The following is a 17,389-nucleotide window of genomic DNA, read 5'->3' on the forward strand; positions in this document are numbered from 1 at the left end:
ACGCAGATCATCGAGCGGCCGCCGATGTTCGGCGAGGACGAACCGCGCGACCCGCTGATGAAACCGGTGCCCACGGTCACCGACGCGCCCACATTGACCATGGCGCAGGCCATCAACCGGGCACTGCACGACGCGATGGCCTCCGATGACCGGGTGCTGGTGTTCGGTGAGGACGTCGCGACCCTCGGCGGCGTCTTCCGTGTCACCGAGGGCCTGGCCGAAACTTTCGGCGATCAAAGGTGTTTCGACACACCGCTGGCCGAGTCGGCGATCGTCGGAATCGCAATCGGAATGGCCGTCCGCGGCCTGATCCCCGTGCCCGAGATCCAGTTCGACGGGTTCGCCGCACCGGCTTTCGACCAGATCGTCAGCCACTTGGCGAAATACCGGACCCGCACCCGCGGGGACGTCGACATGCCGGTGACGATCCGCATCCCGTCCTTCGGGGGAATCGGCGCGGTCGAGCACCATTCCGAGTCCACCGAAACCTATTGGTTGCACACCGCGGGTCTGAAGGTTGTGGTGCCCTCGACGCCGTCGGATGCGTATTGGCTGCTGCGGCATTCGATCACCAGCCGCGACCCCGTCATTTATCTCGAGCCCAAGCGCCGCTACTGGGCCCGCGAGCCCGTCGACACCTCGACGCCTGGTCTGCCGCTGGGTCGGGCGGCGATACGGCGCCCCGGAACCGACGTCACGGTGCTGACGTACGGCCCGCTGGTCGCCACGGCGCTGAGCGCGGTGGACATCGCCGCCGAGCAGCACGGCGCCAGTGTCGAGGTGCTCGACCTGCGCACACTCAATCCGCTGGATTTCGAAGCTATTTCGGAATCCGTGCGGCGCACCGGCCGCGTTGTCGTGATGCACGAGGGCCCCCGCACATTGGGTTTCGGTGCCGAACTGGCGGCACGCATATCCGAGGAGCTGTTCTACGACTTGGAGGCCCCGGTGTTGCGGGCGACCGGATTCGACACACCCTATCCGCCTGCGCGGCTGGAGAAGCTGTGGCTGCCAGGGGTGGACCGACTGCTCGACTGCGTCGAACGAACGTTGGTGCAGCCATGACGGTGATGGACTTCCTGGTGCCCGACCTCGGCGAGGGCCTCGAGGACGCGACGATCACCGCATGGAGCGTGGCGGTCGGCGACGACGTCGAACTCAACCAGACGTTGTGCACAGTCGAGACCAACAAGGCCGAGGTCGAGATCCCCAGCCCCTACGCGGGCCGAGTGGTCGAACTGGGCGGCCGCGAAGGCGAGACACTACCCGTCGGCGCGACGCTGGCGCGCATCGCCACCGGCGCCGAAAAGCCCGCCCAGAAGCGCAAACCCGTGCTGGTCGGGTACGGCGCCGATGACGCGATGGACCACAGCAGGCGAACGACCACACCGCCGCCGCACCGCGCCCGGGCCAAGCCGCCGGTGCGCAAGCTGGCCGCGGAGTTGAACGTGAACCTGGCGGCGTTGACGGGTTCGGGCCCCGACGGTGTCATCACCCGCGAAGACGTGCTCGCCGCCGCGGGCAGGTCCGCGCCCAGCCCCGACATGGTGACGGTCAGCGGTGTGCAGGCCGAGATGGCGCGGCGCATGACGATGTCGCGCACACGGATCCCCGACGCACACACCGCCGTGCAGGTGGACGGGACCAACCTGCTGCGGCTGCGTGACCGGTTGCGCGACCGTGCCGACGAGGATGCCCCGATCACACCGTTCGTGCTGACGCTGCGGCTGCTGACCATCGCCCTGAGACATCACCCCAACCTCAACGCCACCTGGGTGGACACCACCGACGGTGCGCAGATCCACCTGCATTCGGCGGTTCACCTCGGGTTCGGCGTCGCGGCGCCACGTGGCCTGTTGGTGCCCGTCGTCAGCGATGCCCACCTCAAGACCACCCGCGACCTCGCGGACGAGGTGGCCCGGTTGATCCGTGACGCGCGCGCGGGCACGCTGAAACCGACCGAACTGCAGGGCTCGACGTTCACCGTGTCGAACTTCGGCGCGCTCGGCCTCGACGACGGAGTGCCCGTCATCAACTATCCCGAGGCCGCCATTCTCGGGGTCGGCTCGCTCAAGCCGCGGCCGGTCGTGGTCGATGACGCGGTCGTCGCGCGGCCGACGATGAACCTCACCTGCGCGTTCGACCACCGGATCGCCGACGGTGCGCAGGTGGCGGCGTTTCTCTGCGAGCTGCGCGATTTGATCGAAGCGCCGGAGACGGCATTGCTTGATCTGTAGCGGGCATGATTCGGCCATGGCGCAAAGTGACAACTGTCCGTGCGGCAGCGGTGGGGTGTATTCCGCATGCTGCGAACCGCTGCACGACGGTGCACGCGTCGCGGCGACGGCCGCGGAGTTGATGCGTTCGCGGTACAGCGCGTTCGTCAAAGGTGTTGAGGACTACCTCTTTTCGACCTGGCACCCACGGACGCGGCCACCCGATGTCACGGTCGATCGCGAGATGACGTGGACCGGGCTCGAGATCAACGACGTGGTCTGCGGCAGCGAAACCGACGACCACGGTGAGGTCGAGTTCACGGCCCGCTACATCCACCGGGGTCAGCCGGGAACGATGCACGAACGCAGCCGGTTCGAGCGCCGTGCGGGCCGCTGGTTCTACGTCGAGGCTGTCTAGCTCACTTGCGTTGTGCTGCCGCCAGGCGCTGCTGGAACTCCGGAGACAGGATCGAGGTGGCCTGCGGGCCGAGTTCGGTGTCGACCGCGATGCGGTGCTGGTCGACGTCGACGACGCCGGGGTTGGCCGTCGCCCGCATCGACGCCTTGGTCGCGAGCACCACCTCGCGCGGCGCGCCCGCCGGTCCCTGGGCCAGCTCTTTCGCCGCCGCCACGGCGTCGTCGGCGACCTGCAGTGCCAAGCCGTACCGGACCGCGGCTTCGGCGTCGAATCGCATGCCGAACAGCAGGGACGCGCGGGCGGCCTGCGGGCCGATCGCTCGCTGCAGCATCCAGGTCGCCCCTCCGCCGGGATGGATGCCCAACTTCTGGAAGCGGGGGTCGAACAGGGCCGCCGGCCCGGCGATGCGCACGTCGGCGGCCAGAGCCAGGTTCAACCCGGCACCGACGGCAGCGCCGTTCACCGCCGCGATGGTGGGCAGTGCGCAGTTGGCGACGGCGAGGAAACCGTCGTAGATCTTGCGCAGCCCGTCTTCGGTCGCCGAACCCAGCGCACTCAGATCCGCGCCCGCGCAGAACGCCTTGCCCGCCCCGGTGACGATGACGGCGTGCACGTCCGGGTTGGCCTCGGCCGCGTCCACGGCTTCGCGCAGCGCGGCGGACATCTCGAACGTGACCGCGTTGCGGCGCTCCGGGTCGTTGACGGTGAGGACGGCGACGCGGTCCTCGACATGGATCAGTACCGGATCAGTCACCGGCTCAGCCTAGTGACCCGTGCGCGGACGTCAGTGAGCGACGGTGAGCGTGACGTTGTGCAGCGCCACCGCGACATCGCTGGGCAGGATGTCGACGAACGTGGGTACGTCGCGGATCGCGCCACCCGAGGCGATCAGATTGCCGGGGTAGCTGGGGCTGCACGGGAAGTTGTGGCAGCGATACCAGAAGCCCGGTGCGCTCTGATACGGAAACATGCTCGGCGCCTGGTCCACTCGGTACCGCCCGGGCTCGATCGACGCGGTGGTCCAGCCCGGCCGCGGATTCGTGGTCACGTTGAAGACGCCGTTGCTGCCGTAGCTCGGCGGGCCGGCGTGTGCGGGTGATGCGAGCGCGAGGGCCATCACGCCGACGGACACGACGGCGGGCATGCCGCGCCTTGGGTTCACGTCGCCGAGTCTATCGACCCGTCGCCCCGGCCAGGGAGATATCGCCTGACGGGTGACGGTCAAGCGGCGGCGTCGGCCCCCGTACCCCCGCCCTCGCCGGGCGCACCCGTGCCGCCGCCGGTGGGGTCGTTTTCGGCATCGCTTGCCGAACCGGGTTGCGTCGTGTCGACCCTGACGACGGAATCGTTTTGGCGCTGATCGCGTTTCGGGCCGAAGCTGTCGCGAAGCCGGCCCGGCAGGGCTCTCACGCTGTCGCGTAGCACGTTGAGCTGCGGGCGGCGCTTCTGCGCGGTCTCCGGATCGCCTGCGCCGGGCCGTCGAGGCGGCTCTGCCGTGGCCAGCCGTGTGGTCTCGGTCTGCCGCTGCGTCATCTCCGGTGCGACGGCCGGCCCCGCGTCCACCGTTGCGTCCTGCTCCGCCGTCATCTCCGGTTGCACCGTCGGCCGGGGCGAGGCGGCCGCCGACAGACCCTGCAGGATCGCACCGGGAACCTTCACCGCGGTGGCCAACACCTCGTCGGGCGGGGGAGCCAGCCGGGCCGGGCGGTAAGCGCTCGGATCCCGGGGGATCGGATTGCCGCCGTAGTAGGCCGAGTCGACGGCCAGCTTCAGCACCGGCCCGGTGAGCTCGGCCAATTGATCGCCGAAGACGTCGCGGATCAGCCGGGTCAGCGGAAGCTCTTCGGCGGTGTACGTGACGTAGGTGGTGTTGTCCCGAGTGGTGACGTAGGCCGTGATCCTGTCTTCGGGGGGAGCACTGCACTGCGCGTCGGGGCAGTCGAGGACGGCGCCGCTCACGAGGATCGCGCAGGTGTTGGCGTCGCACTCGACGGTCGGGTTGCCCTCGGCGTCGACGGGGAGCACGCGCTCGGATTGGTTCAGCCGCGTGTAGAGGTAGCCGACCAGCGAGTTGACCGCGGCCACCGGGTTCAGCACGTCGGCGGGGGCGTTGGAGTTGTAGTCGTACTCATAGCCGGTGTTGACGACGCGCAGGGCTGGGACGTCACTCGGGGTGGGGATCGGGTTCACCCCGATCAACGCGAACCACGGATACCGGGTGCCGAAGCCGCCGTCCGGGCGTGCGACGTCGTTGTCGAGGATGAAGACGGTGTCCTTCAGATCCGACCGGTTGCGCAGTAGCAGCAAACTGGCGTTCGCCGCGCCCCAGCCGGAAGCCAGCACCGCGTTCTGTTCGCCGGCATTGTCGCGCAGGGCCTGTTCGATACCGGCGGGACCGGTGCGGAAGTCGACGTAGACGATGTCTTTCCCGTCGACCCCCGTGTAGACCGGATCGGTGAACTTCCCCTCGAAGAAATCGGCGACGCCCGCGCCGGTCGGATTGGTCGAGCTGCCGACAACGATGAGCGCAGTCAGATCCACGAGAGACGCCGAAATGGACGCCGGCTGGGTGGCTGCCAGCCCGACGACACTGCTCGCGACGCCTACGGCCGCCACCCCCGTCGCTAGTCGTGTCCATCTTTTGCCCGAATTGACCATCCGAGGTCCTCCCACCCGATGCGCAGCAAACACGAGCGCTGTGTGGGCCGATAGTACGCGAAGGGCTACAGCTTGGCGATCAGAGCGGCCGCGCGAACGTCGTCGTCGACGGTCAGCGCGATCTGGACGGCGTCGCCCCGACGCGCCCAGCGGATGGTCACGCCCTCGCCGTAGCGGATCGGCCTGCGATATTCGACCACCGCGCGGTAGGGGGCGCGGCAGACGTCGGGGACGTGCGCCATCACCTCGTGGATGGCGTGCCAGTAGGCGGTGTTGGTGACGTGCTCGAAGATGTCGATGTCGGTGCGACGTAGCGGGAACGCGAGGTCCTCGTCGGCGTCCTCGAGATTGGTCAACCAGGGCCGCCATTTGAGCCGGAGTTCGTTGGTGGTGGTTGCGAACCGGGCGATCAGGGAGTCCGAGGCGCGCTGCGGCGTAAGGGTCTTGCTGTTGATGGCGATCCAGAAACCCTCGGTCTCGATGCGGCCGCCGTCGCTGCCGACCAGGTCGACGCGCATCGTGCACCACCGGGTCGACAACGCGGAGCACCAGCGGCTGAACGAGATCTCGTTGGGGAACTCGATCGGCTCGATGACGTCGATGACCGTGCGTTGGACGAGCCAATGGGGGTGGTCGTCGGCCTCGCCGGCGTCGACGAGGTTCTCGGCCCCGACCTCCTGGATGTAGCGCGCAACGCCGTCGAGGCGCAGGTGCAGGTCGCCGTCGATGTCACCCGTGGCGACCCGCCAGGCTGTGCGATATACGTATCCGGTGTCCGGCAGCGGGCTGAGCCGGTGCTCGACATCGTTGGTTGGCATCGGGTCAAGTATCGGCCGAGACAAAAATCCGCGATGAGCGCCCCCGGCAGGAATCGAACCTGCGACCTAGAGATTAGAAGGCTCTTGCTCTATCCAACTGAGCTACGGAGGCAACGTCACGAGAGTCTATCGCCTGGGCGTGCGAGCTCACGGATTAAAGCCGCCTCGCACCCTCGTACCGCCGACTAGCGTGGTGGCCACACGATCACGAGCAGGAGGACGCGACGGCCCATGAGCGACGTGCCGGAACTCGATGCGGCGGGACTCCCTGAGGAACTCAGCCCACTCGACCAGATCCTGCACCGGGGCGAGGCCAATCCGCGGACCCGCTCGGGCATCATGACCGTCGAACTCCTGGACTGCGCACCGGACTGGGATACGTTCCGCGCCAAGTTCGACGCCGCCTCGCGCAAGGTGTTGCGGCTGCGGCAGAAGGTCGTGATGCCGACGCTGCCGACCGTGGCGCCCCGGTGGGTGGTGGACCCCGACTTCAACCTCGACTTTCACCTCCGGCGGGTGCGTGCCCCGCAACCCGGCACGTTCCGTCAGGTGCTCGACCTCGCCGAGGTCGCCGCGCAATCGCCGCTCGACATCTCCCGGCCGCTGTGGACGGCAACGCTCGTGGAGGGACTGGCCGACGACCGCGCCGCGATGGTCGTGCACCTGAGTCATGCGGTCACCGACGGCGTCGGTGGGGTCGAGATGTTCGCCAATCTCTATGACCTCGAGCGCGACCCGGCACCCCAACCCCTCCCGCCGCTTCCCATCCCGCAGGACCTGTCGCCCAACGACCTGATGCGGCAGGGGCTCGTCCGGCTGCCCGGCACCATCGCGGGCCGGGTGCGCGGCGCACTGTTCGGCGCCGCGCACGTCGCCGGCGAGGTGATCCGCGACCCGGTCTCGCGCCTCGGCAGCGCTGTCGGGTACGCGGTGTCGGGTGCGCGGGTGATCGGTCCGGTCGCCGATCCGTCGCCCGTGCTTCGTCGGCGCAGCCTGTCGTCGCGCAGCGAAGCCATCGACATCGAGTTCGGCGCCCTGCACCGGGCCGCCAAGGCGGCGGGCGGGTCGATCAACGACGCGTATCTGGCCGGTTTGTGCGGCGCGCTGCGGCTCTACCACGAAGCCAAGGGCGTACCGGTCGACACGTTGCCGATGGCGGTTCCGGTCAACCTTCGTTCCGATGCGGACCCCGCAGGCGGAAACCGGTTCGCGGGTGTCAATTTGGCCGCGCCGATCGGCCTGACGGACCCCGAGATCCGTATCCGCAACATCCGCTCGCAGATGACCACCAAGCGTGAGGAACGCGCGATCGACATGGTCAGCGCCATCGCACCGCTGGTCGGACTGCTCCCCGACACGGCCCTGGAGTCGATGGCCGGCTCGATCGTGAACTCCGACGTCCAGGCCAGCAATGTCCCGGTGTACGCGGGCGACACCTACATCGCGGGCGCAAAAGTCCTGCGCCAGTACGGACTTGGCCCACTTCCAGGTGTGGCGATGATGGTGGTGCTGATCTCGCGCTCGGGGTACTGCACGATCACCACCCGCTACGACCGTGCGGCGATCACCGATCAGGAGTTGTGGGCCCGCTGCCTGCTGTCGGGTTTCGACGAGGTCCTCGCCCTCGGCGGCGACGGTCGGGCCGAACCCGCCTCGTTCACCGTCGACAGCGCCCCATCCACTGTCTCGTCGTCGAATGGGAGTGCAGCGCAATGACTTCGCCTAACGGGCAGACCTCGCAGCGCACGATGCGCCTGCCGGGCTCGGTCGCCGAGATTCTGGCCAGCCCGGAGGGGCCCGAAGTCGGTGCGTTCTTCGATCTCGACGGCACCCTGGTCGCCGGCTTCACCGGTGTCGTGATGACACAGGACCGATTCCGTCGTCGTCAGATGTCGATGGGTGAGTTCATCGGTATGGTGCAGGCCGGCCTCAACCACCAACTCGGTCGGTCGGAGTTCGAGGATCTGATCGGCAAGGGTGCGCGCATGCTGCGCGGCAATTCGCTCGAAGACGTCGACGAACTCGCCGAGCGGTTGTTCGTCCAGAAGATCGTCGGCCGGATCTATCCCGAGATGCGCGAGTTGGTCCGCGCGCACATGGCCCGCGGTCACACCGTCGTCCTCAGCTCATCGGCGCTGACGGTGCAGGTCGAACCCGTCGCGCGATTCCTCGGCATCTCGAACGTGTTGAGCAACAAGTTCGAGATCGACGAGCACGGATTGCTCACCGGAGAGGTGACGCGCCCGATCATCTGGGGGCCGGGCAAGGCCAGGGCTGTGCAGAAGTTCTCCGCAGAACACGGGGTCGACCTGTCGAAGAGCTACTTTTACGCCGACGGCGACGAGGACGTCGCGCTGATGTATCTGGTGGGCAATCCCCGCCCGACAAATCCGGGAGGCAAGCTCGCCGCAGTGGCCGCGAAGCGGGGCTGGCCGGTGCTGCGTTTTTCCAGTCGCAGTGGCGCGAGCCCGGTTTCGCAACTGCGCACGGCGGCGGGGATCGCCACCATGGGACCCATCGCCGCCGGCGCGCTGGGCCTGGGGCTGTTGACCCGCAGCAAGCGCAACGGTGTCAACTTCTTCACCGCGGCCTTCGGCCGGGCGTTGATGAGCACCCTCGGCATCAACATCAACGTGTTGGGCAGGGAGAACCTGACCAAGAAGCGTCCCGCGGTGTTTCTGTTCAACCACCGCAACCAGGCCGACCCGTTGATCGCCGGCCACTTGGTGGACACCAACTTCACATCGGTGGGCAAGAAGGAGTTGGAGAAGGATCCGATCGTCGGCACCCTCGGCAAGATCATGGACGCCGCGTTCATCGATCGCGAGGATCCGCAGAAAGCGGTCGAGGGTCTGAAGAAGGTCGAGGAACTCGCGCGCAAGGGGCTGTCGATCCTGATCGCGCCGGAGGGCACCCGGTTGGACACGACCGAGGTCGGACCCTTCAAGAAGGGGCCGTTCCGGATCGCGATGTCAGCTGGTATTCCGTTGGTGCCCATCGTGATTCGCAATGCCGAGGTGATTGCGGCGCGCGACTCGAGCACCTTCAATCCGGGCACGGTCGACGTTGTGGTCTATCCGCCGATTCCGGTCGACGACTGGACGCACGACAATCTCGGCGAGCGCATCGCCGAGGTGCGCCAGCTCTACCTCGACACCTTGGCGGACTGGCCGCACGACGAGTCGTCTCTTCCCGAGCTCTACGACCGCAACATCGGTTCGACGGGCGAGCCCGCGAAGAAATCGGCGGCGAAGAAGGCGACCAAGAAAGCGACCAAATCCGCAGCCAAATCCGCGACGAAGTCGGTGGGCAAGGCGCCCGCCACCAAGAAGTCGGCGCCGAAATCCGCGGGGAAGGGTCGTCCGTGAAGCCGTCCGTCGACCTATACACCCCGTTCACGCCCGCCGGCGACGCGCTGGTGTTGGCGTCGGCTTCCTCTGCGGCCGAACGTGATCTGCTCGACGACTGGCTCGAGCGGCAACGGCGCGAGCACCCCGACGCCAAGATCGACGTGCTCCTATTGCCGTACGACGACCCGCCCGCCGGTGTGCTGGCTTCGCTCGTGTCCGAACTCGAAGCCGGAGAAGACCGCTCCGTGGTGCCGGTGCGGGTCTTCTGGGTGCCCGGCGGGCTGCCCACCCGGTCCAAGGTGGTGGCCCTGATCTCTGGCCGCGACACCTACCGTCCCCCAGAGATTTTGCAGCGCCGGATCCTGCGCCGCGACCCTTCGCGGGCCCGTGTCGTCGCCGGTGAACCCGCGAAGGTCTCCGAACTGCGCCAGCAGTGGGCCGATACCACCGTCGCCGAAAACCCGCGGGAGTTCGCGCGTTTCGTGATCCGCCGCGCGATCCTGGCGATCGAACGGGTCGAGCTGCGCCTGCTTGGCCCGGAGTACAAGTCGCCGCGGTTGATCAAACCGGAGTTGATGGCGTCGGCGCGGTTTCGCGAAGGGCTGGAGAAGATTCCGGGCGCGGACCTGGAGACCGCGGGGGAGATGCTCGACGAGCTGTCCACCGGGTGGAGTCGGTTCTCGGTCGATCTGATCCCGTCGTTGGGGCGGGCGATCTTCAGCCGGGGCTTCGATCCCAACATCGACTACGACCGCGTCGAAGTCGAGTTGATGCGCCGCAACCTGGAGAACCATCCGGCCGTGCTGTTGTTCTCGCACCGGTCGTACCTCGACGGCGTCATCGTGCCGGTGGCCATGCAGGAGAATCGGTTACCGCCGGTGCACACCTTCGCGGGCATCAACCTCTCGTTCGGCTTCATGGGGCCGTTGATGCGGCATTCGGGCGTGATCTTCTTGCGTCGCAAGCTCGACGATCCGCTCTACAAGTATGTGCTGCGTCAGTTCGTCGGCTACATCGTGGAGAAGCGATTCAACCTCAGCTGGTCGATCGAGGGCACCCGGTCGCGGACCGGAAAGATGTTGCCGCCCAAGCTCGGCCTGCTCGCCTACGTCGCCGATGCCTACCTGGACGGCCGCAGCGAGGACATCCTGCTGCAGCCCGTGTCGATCAGCTTCGACCAGTTGCACGAGACCTCCGAATACGCGGCCTACGCGCGCGGCGGCGAAAAGACGCCCGAAAGCCTGTCGTGGATGTACAACTTCATCAAGGCCCAAGGTGAACGCAACTACGGCAAGATCTACGTCCGCTTTCCCGAGGCCGTCTCCATGCGTGAGTACCTCGGCGCGCCGCACGGGCCGATGACCACCGATGAGAACGCCAAACGGCTGGCCCTGCAGAAGATGGCCTTCGAAGTGTCGTGGCGGATCCTGCGGGCCACACCGGTCAACGCCACGGCGCTGGTATCGGCCCTTTTGCTCACCACGCGTGGAATCGCGTTGACACTGAGCCAGATTCATCACACGCTGCAGCCCTCGCTGGACTACCTCGAGCGCAAGCAGACCCCGATGACCAACAGCGCGTTGCGGTTGCGCACCACCGAAGGTGTGCGGGCCGCTCTCGACGCGCTGTCCAACCGGCACCCGGTCACCTGCGTCGAGGGTGGGCGCGAACCCGTCTGGCGGATCGCTCCCGAGGACGAACACGAAGCGGCCTTCTATCGCAACACGCTGATCGACGCGTTCCTCGAGACCTCGTTGGTCGAGTTGGCGCTGGTACACGCCGGCCGCGCCGAGTCCGACCGGCTCGAGGCGTTCTGGTCGCAGGTGATGCGGCTGCGCGATCTGCTGAAGTTCGACTTCTACTTCGCCGATTCGGCGGCGTTCCGTGAGCATGTCGCCGAGGAACTGTCCTGGCAGAGCGGCTGGGAAGAACAGGTCACGGCCGGCGAGCAGCGGGTCGAGGAACTACTGCGGACCAAGTCGCCGCTGTTGGCCGGCGCCATGCTGCGACCGTTCTTCGAGGCGTACGAGATCGTCGCCGATGCGCTGCTCGACGCCCCGGCCGAGATCGACGAGAAGGAGCTGACGAAAAAGGCACTCGGGCTGGGCAACCAGTACGTCGCGCAGAGCCGGGTGCGCAGCAACGAAGCGGTTTCGGCGCTGCTGTTCTCGACGGCGCGCCAGGTGGCGGCCGACCAGGATCTGCTGGAACCGGCGCCCGATCTGGTCGAGCGACGTATCGCGTTCCGCGACGAGCTGCGGGCCATCCTGCGTGACATGGACAAGGTCGAGCAGATCGCCCGGGAACGGTTCATCGCGCGCGAGATCGCGCGGCGTGCGGCGCGCCAAGCCTCCTGAGTTCGCCAATTTTCTGCGAGGCCCAGCCCCGCCATACGCTGGTGGGATGACGACGACGGCATCGGGCGTGCGCACCAGCGCGGTGTGGCCGGTGCTCATCGGGGTGGCGGTGCTGGCGGGGACGGTGGCCGCGGGCATCGGAGCGCTGTCGCTGGCCGACGCGCTGAGCGCGACGGGGCTGCCGGATCCCGGCCCGATAACGACCTACGGCCTGCCGTTCGTGCGGGCCGCCGGCGAGATCGCCGCGGTGATCGCCGTCGGGTCCTTCCTGTTCGCCGCGTTCCTGACCCCGCCCCAATCCAACGGCGTACTCGACGCCGGCGGCTACCGCGCGCTGCGCCTGGGCACGGGCGCGTCGGCGGCGTGGACGGTGTGCGCGGCGCTGATGGTTCCGCTGACGGTGTCCGACGTCTCCGGTCAGCCGTTGAGCCAGACCCTCGACCCGGTGACCGTCTGGTCGGCGGCCGACCTCGTCGACATGGCGAGCGCGTGGCGGTGGACGGCGTTCCTGGCCGCGGCCGTCACGGTGGCCAGTCTTCCGGTGCTGCGCTGGTCCTGGACGCCGATACTGCTCGCCGGGGCCCTGACGACGCTTATCCCACTCGGGCTGGCGGGGCATTCGTCGACCGGCGGCGCCCACGACATGGCCACCAACAGCCTGCTGTTCCACCTCGTCGCCGGAGCGCTGTGGGCCGGTGGGCTGCTGGCCTTACTTGTGCACGCGTTGCGGCGCGGCAAGCACGCCGATCTGGCCGCGCGGCGGTTCTCGGCGCTGGCGTTGTGGTGCTTCGTCGTCATGGCCGTCAGCGGGGTGATCAACGCGCTCGTGCGCGTCGAACCGGCCGACCTGGTGCGCACCGAGTACGGCTGGTTGATCGTCGCCAAGGTCTGCGCGTTAGTCCTGCTTGCGGTGATCGGTTGGTGGCAGCGCCGCTCCGCGGTGACCGCATTGCAGGACGACCCTTCGGCGCGGCGCCCGTTGATCCGGCTGGCGCTGCTCGAGGCGCTGCTGTTCGGGGCGACATTCGGCATCGCGGTCGGGCTCGGGCGCACACCTCCACCGCCGCTGACCGAACAGCCCAGCCCCGTCGAGGTGGCGATCGGATACGACCTCGCCGGCCCGCCCACCGTCGAACGGATCCTGCTCGACTGGCGCTTCGACCTGATCTTCGGCACCGCTGCGATCGTCTTCGCGGTGGTTTACCTGCTCGGTGTGCGCCGGCTTCGCCGTCGGGGCGACGCGTGGCCGGTGGGCCGGACGCTGGGGTGGCTGTGCGGCTGCGCGGCCCTGCTGATCGCGACGTCGTCGGGGCTGGGCCGCTACATGCCGGCGATGTTCTCGATGCACATGCTCGCGCACATGATGCTGTCGATGCTGGTGCCGATCCTGCTGGTGCTCGGCGCGCCGATGACGCTGGCCCTGCGGGCGCTGCCGACCGCGGGCCGCGGCGATCCGCCGGGACCGAGGGAGTGGCTGCTGGCCGCGTTGCACTCGCGGGTGTCGCGGTTCCTGACACAGCCGATCATCGCGACGGTCATCTTCGTCGCCGGTTTCTACGGTTTGTACTTCGGCGGGCTGTTCGACGCGGCGGTCGACAAGCACGGCGCACACGTGCTGATGAACGTGCACTTCCTGCTGAGCGGATACCTCTTCTACTGGGTGACGATCGGTATCGACCCGGCGCCGCGCCAGATCCCACACCTGGGCAAGGTCGCGATGGTGTTCGCATCGCTGCCCCTACACGCGTTCTTCGGAGTGGTGCTGATGGGCACCAAAACCGTGCTTGGCGAACCCTTCTACCGGTCGCTGCAGTTGAGCTGGCACACCGATCTGCTCGCCGATCAGCGCACCGGCGGCGGGATCGCCTGGGCGGCCGGCGAAGTCCCGCTCGTCGTGGTGATGCTCGCGCTGCTGATCCAGTGGACGCGCAGCGACCAGCGCACGGCCAAACGGATCGACCGGGCCGCCGACCGCGACCACGACGCGGAGCTTGCCGCTTACAACGCGATGCTCGCCGAACTCGCCCGCCGCGACGCTCGCGCCGAGTAAACGTCGGGTTCCGCACGACTTCCGGGCCGCCGAGGCCGACGCTTTGGCTGGTTCCCGGCCGGCGGATCGACCATTGCGTCGGTTTCGGGGATTGCGGAGCGAGACCGGTGGCCGCGGGCGTCCAATCTGTGTGGAGATCCCGTTCGTCGGTCGTGACGCCGTGGCCGAGGGCCACCTCACCCGAGCCCGCCTGCGCAGTCAGTATCGGCCGCTGTACCGGGGCATCTACGTCCCGCGCGGCCACCAGGCCTCGCTGCGCGAAAGGATCGCCGGAATATCCCTCGCGTCGCCGTCTGCAGTGATCGCCGGGGTGGCCGCATCCTCGATGTACGGGGCGAAGTGGATCGATGATGACGTTCCCATCGAAGTGATCGCAGCGATCCGACGCCAGCACGGATTGGTCGTCCGCGACGAGACACTGGAGGATGGGCGAGGTCACCACGGTGGCAGGCATCCGCGTCACCACCTCGGCCCGGACCGCGTTCGACCTTGCCCGCCACCGCCCGCGCGACGAGGCGGTCGCACGCCTGGACGCGTTGATGAATGCGCGCCCGTTCGCGCTTCAGGACGTCGTGCTATTAGCGAAGTGCCATCGCGGTGTGCGTGGTCTGCGGCGACTGCTGTTCGTCGATGCCGGGCTACCTCGGCCGACCACGACGCAATTCGTCGTGAAAGACGAGTGGGGCCGCTATGTCCGGCGTATCGACATGTGCTGGGAGGACTTCAAAGTCGGCGCGGAATACGACGGCGAACAACACCTCACCAACCGTCGACAATATGTCCTCGACGTTCGGGTCAACCGCGAGCTGCAGCGGCTCGACTGGCACGTCATCCACGTCATCAAGGAAGACCGGGCGGAGGACATCGTCGAGCAGGCGCGAACCGCCCTGCTGTCGCGGGGCTGGCGGCCGTAGGTTCCGCGGGCGCTCGCTCGAGACCGACGCAATGGTCGATCGCAGGCGGGCAGACCAGCCAAAACGTCGGGCTCGACGAACAACCGAGGGCGCCATCCACAAGGCCCGATTCGTGCACAGGGCCGCGCGGCGACCGACCATCCTGCGTCCCGGTGTCGGCACCGCGGCGCTCAATAGCGGTGTCACCGACACGCCATGGGGCGCTCGGCAAGAAACGCACAGAAACAAGTTGGAGGAATCGCCATGTTCGAGACACCGTTCACCATCGTCGGCAACATCGTCACCGACCCGATCCATCGACGGGTCGGCGATCAGGAGATGGTCCGGTTCCGGGTCGCGAGCAACTCGCGCCGCCGAACGGCCGAAGGAACATGGGAGCCGGGAAACTCGTTGTTCGTCACGGTGAACTGCTGGGGGAGGGTGGTCGCCGGGGCCAGCGCGGCGCTGGTCAAGGGCGACCCCGTCATCGTCGTCGGACACGTCTACACCAGTGAGTACGACGATCGTGACGGCAACCGACGCTCGTCGGTCGAAGTGCGCGCCACCTCGGTCGGACCGGATCTGGCCCGGTGCTCGGCGCGCATCGACCGCGGACGTCAGCAGACCGAGCAGCGGTTCACCGACCCGGAAAACCCACCCGAAGACTCCGGTGATGACGACGACACGGAGCAGCCCGAGACGGCGCTGCCCCTGACCGCGTAGCGCGAGCACGCCGCCGGCGCAGGACCTCGAGTAGCTCACTCGGCTGCGCCGGCGAGGCCACGCCTACGATGGTTCGCGAGCATCACCCGAGAGACTCGCAACTTTTGAAAGGCATCCCACGGCATGGCCGAATTCATCTATTCGATGCGGAAGGTCCGCAAGGCGCACGGCGACAAGGTCATCCTCGACGACGTCAGCCTGAACTTCCTTCCGGGCGCGAAGATCGGCGTCGTCGGCCCCAACGGGGCCGGCAAGTCGAGCGTCTTGCGGATCATGGCCGGGCTGGACCAGCCCAACAACGGCGACGCGTTCCTGCAGCCCGGGGCGACCGTGGGCATCCTGCAGCAGGAACCCCCGCTCAACGAGGAGAAGACGGTCCGCGAGAACGTCGAAGAGGGCGTGGCGATCAAGGAGAAGCTGAACCGCTACAACGAGGTCGCCGAGCTGATGGCCACCGACTACTCCGATGAGCTGATGGAGGAGATGGGTCGGCTGCAGGAAGAGCTCGACGCCGCCGACGCGTGGGACATCGACTCCCAGCTCGAGCAGGCGATGGACGCGCTGCGCTGCCCGCCACCCGACGAGCCGGTCACCCATCTGTCCGGTGGCGAGCGTCGCCGGGTCGCGTTGTGCAAGCTGCTGCTGTCCAAGCCCGACCTGCTGCTCCTCGACGAGCCCACCAACCACCTGGACGCCGAGAGTGTCCAATGGCTCGAACAACACCTCGCCGAGTACAAGGGCGCGATCCTGGCGGTCACCCACGACCGGTACTTCCTGGACAACGTCGCTGAGTGGATACTCGAGCTCGACCGCGGACGCGCGTATCCGTACGAGGGTAACTACTCGACGTATCTGGAGAAGAAGGCCGAGCGCGTCGCTGTGCAGGGCCGCAAGGACGCCAAACTGCAGAAGCGTCTGCAGGACGAGCTCGCCTGGGTCCGCTCGGGCGCCAAGGCGCGGCAAGCCAAGAGCAAGGCCCGTCTGCAGCGCTACGAGGAGATGGCCGCCGAGGCGGAGAAGACGCGCAAGCTCGACTTCGAGGAGATCCAGATCCCGACGCCGCCGCGGCTGGGCAACGTCGTCGTGGAGGTCGAGCACCTCGACAAGGGCTTCGGCGGGCGCACCCTGATCAAGGATCTGTCGTTCACGCTGCCGCGCAACGGCATCGTCGGGGTCATCGGCCCCAACGGCGTCGGTAAGACCACGCTGTTCAAGACCATCGTGGGCCTCGAGCAGCCCGACAGCGGCACGGTGAAGGTCGGCGAAACGGTCAAGCTGAGCTACGTCGACCAGTCCCGCGCGGGCATCGATCCGAAAAAGACGGTGTGGGAGGTCGTCTCCGACGGGTTGGACTACATCGAGGTCGGCCAGAACGAGATCCCGTCGCGGGCCTACGTCTCCGCGTTCGGCTTCAAGGGCCCGGATCAACAGAAGCCGGCCGGTGTGTTGTCCGGCGGTGAACGCAACCGGCTCAACCTGGCGTTGACGCTCAAGGAGGGCGGCAACCTGATCCTGCTCGACGAGCCGACCAACGACCTGGACGTCGAGACGCTGTCGTCGCTGGAGAACGCGCTCGAGAGCTTCCCCGGCTGCGCGGTCGTGATCTCCCACGATCGCTGGTTCCTCGATCGCACCTGTACCCACATCCTGGCGTGGGAGGGCGACGAGGACAACGAGGCCAAGTGGTTCTGGTTCGAGGGCAACTTCGGCGCCTACGAGGAGAACAAGGTCGAACGGCTCGGCGCCGAGGCCGCCCGCCCGCACCGCGTGACGCACCGCAAGCTCACGCGCGACTGATCCGGCGGGGTAGCCGCAAACCCCGCTGCCGGGCTACTAGGGTCGTCTTCTGCGGACCGCGGAGCCGCTTTGCTCATCGGGGCTGGTGGTGACATCCAACGACGGAGGT

15 protein-coding genes and 1 tRNA gene are annotated in these 17,389 nt (G+C 67.6%); 10 read left to right on the plus strand and 6 right to left on the minus strand.

Features of this window, described 5'->3' with window-relative positions; all coding sequences use genetic code 11:
- Nucleotides 1-57: 57 nt before the first annotated feature.
- Genes AU197_RS22470 through AU197_RS22480 form a run of 3 tightly spaced genes read left to right on the plus strand, consistent with a single transcriptional unit; the run spans nucleotide 58 to nucleotide 2,634 of the window.
- Nucleotides 58-1,065: an alpha-ketoacid dehydrogenase subunit beta gene (locus AU197_RS22470; RefSeq protein ID WP_231745175.1), complete on the plus strand. Its 1,008-nt coding sequence runs from the start codon at nucleotides 58-60 to the stop codon at nucleotides 1,063-1,065.
- The gene (locus tag AU197_RS22475; protein WP_064405648.1) at nucleotides 1,062-2,237 is read left to right on the plus strand and encodes a dihydrolipoamide acetyltransferase family protein; all 1,176 of its coding nucleotides are present in this window, start codon (nucleotides 1,062-1,064) and stop codon (nucleotides 2,235-2,237) included. The genes AU197_RS22470 and AU197_RS22475 overlap by 4 nt, the downstream gene beginning before the upstream one ends.
- A gap of 16 nt (nucleotides 2,238-2,253) precedes the next feature.
- The gene (locus tag AU197_RS22480; protein ID WP_064405649.1) at nucleotides 2,254-2,634 is read left to right on the plus strand and encodes a YchJ family protein; all 381 of its coding nucleotides are present in this window, start codon (nucleotides 2,254-2,256) and stop codon (nucleotides 2,632-2,634) included.
- Between the two features lies 1 nt (nucleotide 2,635).
- Here the strand turns inward: AU197_RS22480 and AU197_RS22485 are convergent, their stop codons facing one another.
- The 5 genes from AU197_RS22485 to AU197_RS22505 all read right to left on the minus strand — a co-directional run bounded on the left by AU197_RS22485 (nucleotide 2,636) and on the right by AU197_RS22505 (nucleotide 6,222).
- Nucleotides 2,636-3,388 (minus strand): enoyl-CoA hydratase, encoded by a 753-nt coding sequence (locus AU197_RS22485; protein ID WP_064405651.1) that lies wholly within the window; start codon nucleotides 3,386-3,388, stop codon nucleotides 2,636-2,638.
- Nucleotides 3,389-3,418: 30 nt separating this feature from the next.
- Nucleotides 3,419-3,751 (minus strand): hypothetical protein, encoded by a 333-nt coding sequence (locus tag AU197_RS22490; protein ID WP_064405947.1) that lies wholly within the window; start codon nucleotides 3,749-3,751, stop codon nucleotides 3,419-3,421.
- 104 nt (nucleotides 3,752-3,855) lie between these two features.
- Nucleotides 3,856-5,175 (minus strand): PE-PPE domain-containing protein, encoded by a 1,320-nt coding sequence (locus AU197_RS22495; RefSeq protein WP_231745164.1) that lies wholly within the window; start codon nucleotides 5,173-5,175, stop codon nucleotides 3,856-3,858.
- Nucleotides 5,176-5,357: 182 nt separating this feature from the next.
- The gene (locus tag AU197_RS22500) at nucleotides 5,358-6,110 is read right to left on the minus strand and encodes an acyl-[acyl-carrier-protein] thioesterase (RefSeq protein ID WP_064405654.1); all 753 of its coding nucleotides are present in this window, start codon (nucleotides 6,108-6,110) and stop codon (nucleotides 5,358-5,360) included.
- Nucleotides 6,111-6,148: 38 nt separating this feature from the next.
- A tRNA-Arg gene (locus AU197_RS22505) sits at nucleotides 6,149-6,222 on the minus strand.
- Between the two features lie 119 nt (nucleotides 6,223-6,341).
- Between AU197_RS22505 and AU197_RS22510 the strand changes: the two genes are divergently transcribed.
- From AU197_RS22510 to AU197_RS22525, 4 genes are read left to right on the plus strand one after another with little or no spacing between them, the layout of a single operon-like run.
- The gene (locus AU197_RS22510; protein ID WP_064405656.1) at nucleotides 6,342-7,826 is read left to right on the plus strand and encodes a wax ester/triacylglycerol synthase family O-acyltransferase; all 1,485 of its coding nucleotides are present in this window, start codon (nucleotides 6,342-6,344) and stop codon (nucleotides 7,824-7,826) included.
- The gene (locus tag AU197_RS22515; RefSeq protein WP_064405658.1) at nucleotides 7,823-9,478 is read left to right on the plus strand and encodes an HAD-IB family hydrolase/lysophospholipid acyltransferase family protein; all 1,656 of its coding nucleotides are present in this window, start codon (nucleotides 7,823-7,825) and stop codon (nucleotides 9,476-9,478) included. Before AU197_RS22510 ends, AU197_RS22515 begins: the two co-directional genes overlap by 4 nt.
- Nucleotides 9,475-11,817 carry a glycerol-3-phosphate 1-O-acyltransferase gene (locus AU197_RS22520; protein WP_064405660.1) on the plus strand — a complete coding sequence of 781 codons (2,343 nt, stop codon included), beginning with the start codon at nucleotides 9,475-9,477 and terminating at the stop codon, nucleotides 11,815-11,817. Before AU197_RS22515 ends, AU197_RS22520 begins: the two co-directional genes overlap by 4 nt.
- A 46-nt stretch (nucleotides 11,818-11,863) precedes the next feature.
- Entirely contained in the window at nucleotides 11,864-13,867 is a 2,004-nt protein-coding gene (locus tag AU197_RS22525) for a bifunctional copper resistance protein CopD/cytochrome c oxidase assembly protein (RefSeq protein ID WP_064405661.1), read from the plus strand.
- A 225-nt stretch (nucleotides 13,868-14,092) separates the two neighbouring features.
- Here the strand turns inward: AU197_RS22525 and AU197_RS26910 are convergent, their stop codons facing one another.
- Nucleotides 14,093-14,230 (minus strand): hypothetical protein, encoded by a 138-nt coding sequence (locus tag AU197_RS26910; protein ID WP_502687901.1) that lies wholly within the window; start codon nucleotides 14,228-14,230, stop codon nucleotides 14,093-14,095.
- A 62-nt stretch (nucleotides 14,231-14,292) separates the two neighbouring features.
- On the opposite strand from AU197_RS26910, the gene AU197_RS26915 reads away from it, so the two are divergent.
- The 3 genes from AU197_RS26915 to ettA all read left to right on the plus strand — a co-directional run bounded on the left by AU197_RS26915 (nucleotide 14,293) and on the right by ettA (nucleotide 17,280).
- The gene (locus tag AU197_RS26915; RefSeq protein ID WP_502687902.1) at nucleotides 14,293-14,781 is read left to right on the plus strand and encodes a putative endonuclease domain-containing protein; all 489 of its coding nucleotides are present in this window, start codon (nucleotides 14,293-14,295) and stop codon (nucleotides 14,779-14,781) included.
- A gap of 243 nt (nucleotides 14,782-15,024) precedes the next feature.
- A complete protein-coding gene (gene ssb, locus AU197_RS22535) occupies nucleotides 15,025-15,483 on the plus strand; it encodes a single-stranded DNA-binding protein (protein ID WP_064405663.1) in 459 nt (152 codons plus the stop codon).
- Between the two features lie 123 nt (nucleotides 15,484-15,606).
- Entirely contained in the window at nucleotides 15,607-17,280 is a 1,674-nt protein-coding gene (gene ettA / locus AU197_RS22540; RefSeq protein ID WP_064405665.1) for an energy-dependent translational throttle protein EttA, read from the plus strand.
- Nucleotides 17,281-17,389 lie beyond the last annotated feature (109 nt).

It is taken from the genome of Mycobacterium sp. IS-1590, from assembly GCF_001500025.1.
Taxonomy (GTDB): domain Bacteria; phylum Actinomycetota; class Actinomycetes; order Mycobacteriales; family Mycobacteriaceae; genus Mycobacterium.

Coding starts and splice junctions, on each gene's coding strand:
- AU197_RS22490 (WP_064405947.1), bottom strand. CDS start 3,751: ATGGCCCTCGCGCTCGCATCACCCGCACACGCCGGCCCGCCGAGCTAC.
- AU197_RS22515 (WP_064405658.1), top strand. CDS start 7,823: ATGACTTCGCCTAACGGGCAGACCTCGCAGCGCACGATGCGCCTGCCG.
- AU197_RS22510 (WP_064405656.1), top strand. CDS start 6,342: ATGAGCGACGTGCCGGAACTCGATGCGGCGGGACTCCCTGAGGAACTC.
- AU197_RS22480 (WP_064405649.1), top strand. CDS start 2,254: ATGGCGCAAAGTGACAACTGTCCGTGCGGCAGCGGTGGGGTGTATTCC.
- AU197_RS22500 (WP_064405654.1), bottom strand. CDS start 6,110: ATGCCAACCAACGATGTCGAGCACCGGCTCAGCCCGCTGCCGGACACC.
- AU197_RS22475 (WP_064405648.1), top strand. CDS start 1,062: ATGACGGTGATGGACTTCCTGGTGCCCGACCTCGGCGAGGGCCTCGAG.
- ettA (WP_064405665.1), top strand. CDS start 15,607: ATGGCCGAATTCATCTATTCGATGCGGAAGGTCCGCAAGGCGCACGGC.
- AU197_RS22470 (WP_231745175.1), top strand. CDS start 58: ATGAAACCGGTGCCCACGGTCACCGACGCGCCCACATTGACCATGGCG.
- AU197_RS22525 (WP_064405661.1), top strand. CDS start 11,864: ATGACGACGACGGCATCGGGCGTGCGCACCAGCGCGGTGTGGCCGGTG.
- ssb (WP_064405663.1), top strand. CDS start 15,025: ATGTTCGAGACACCGTTCACCATCGTCGGCAACATCGTCACCGACCCG.
- AU197_RS26910 (WP_502687901.1), bottom strand. CDS start 14,230: ATGGGAACGTCATCATCGATCCACTTCGCCCCGTACATCGAGGATGCG.
- AU197_RS26915 (WP_502687902.1), top strand. CDS start 14,293: ATGGGCGAGGTCACCACGGTGGCAGGCATCCGCGTCACCACCTCGGCC.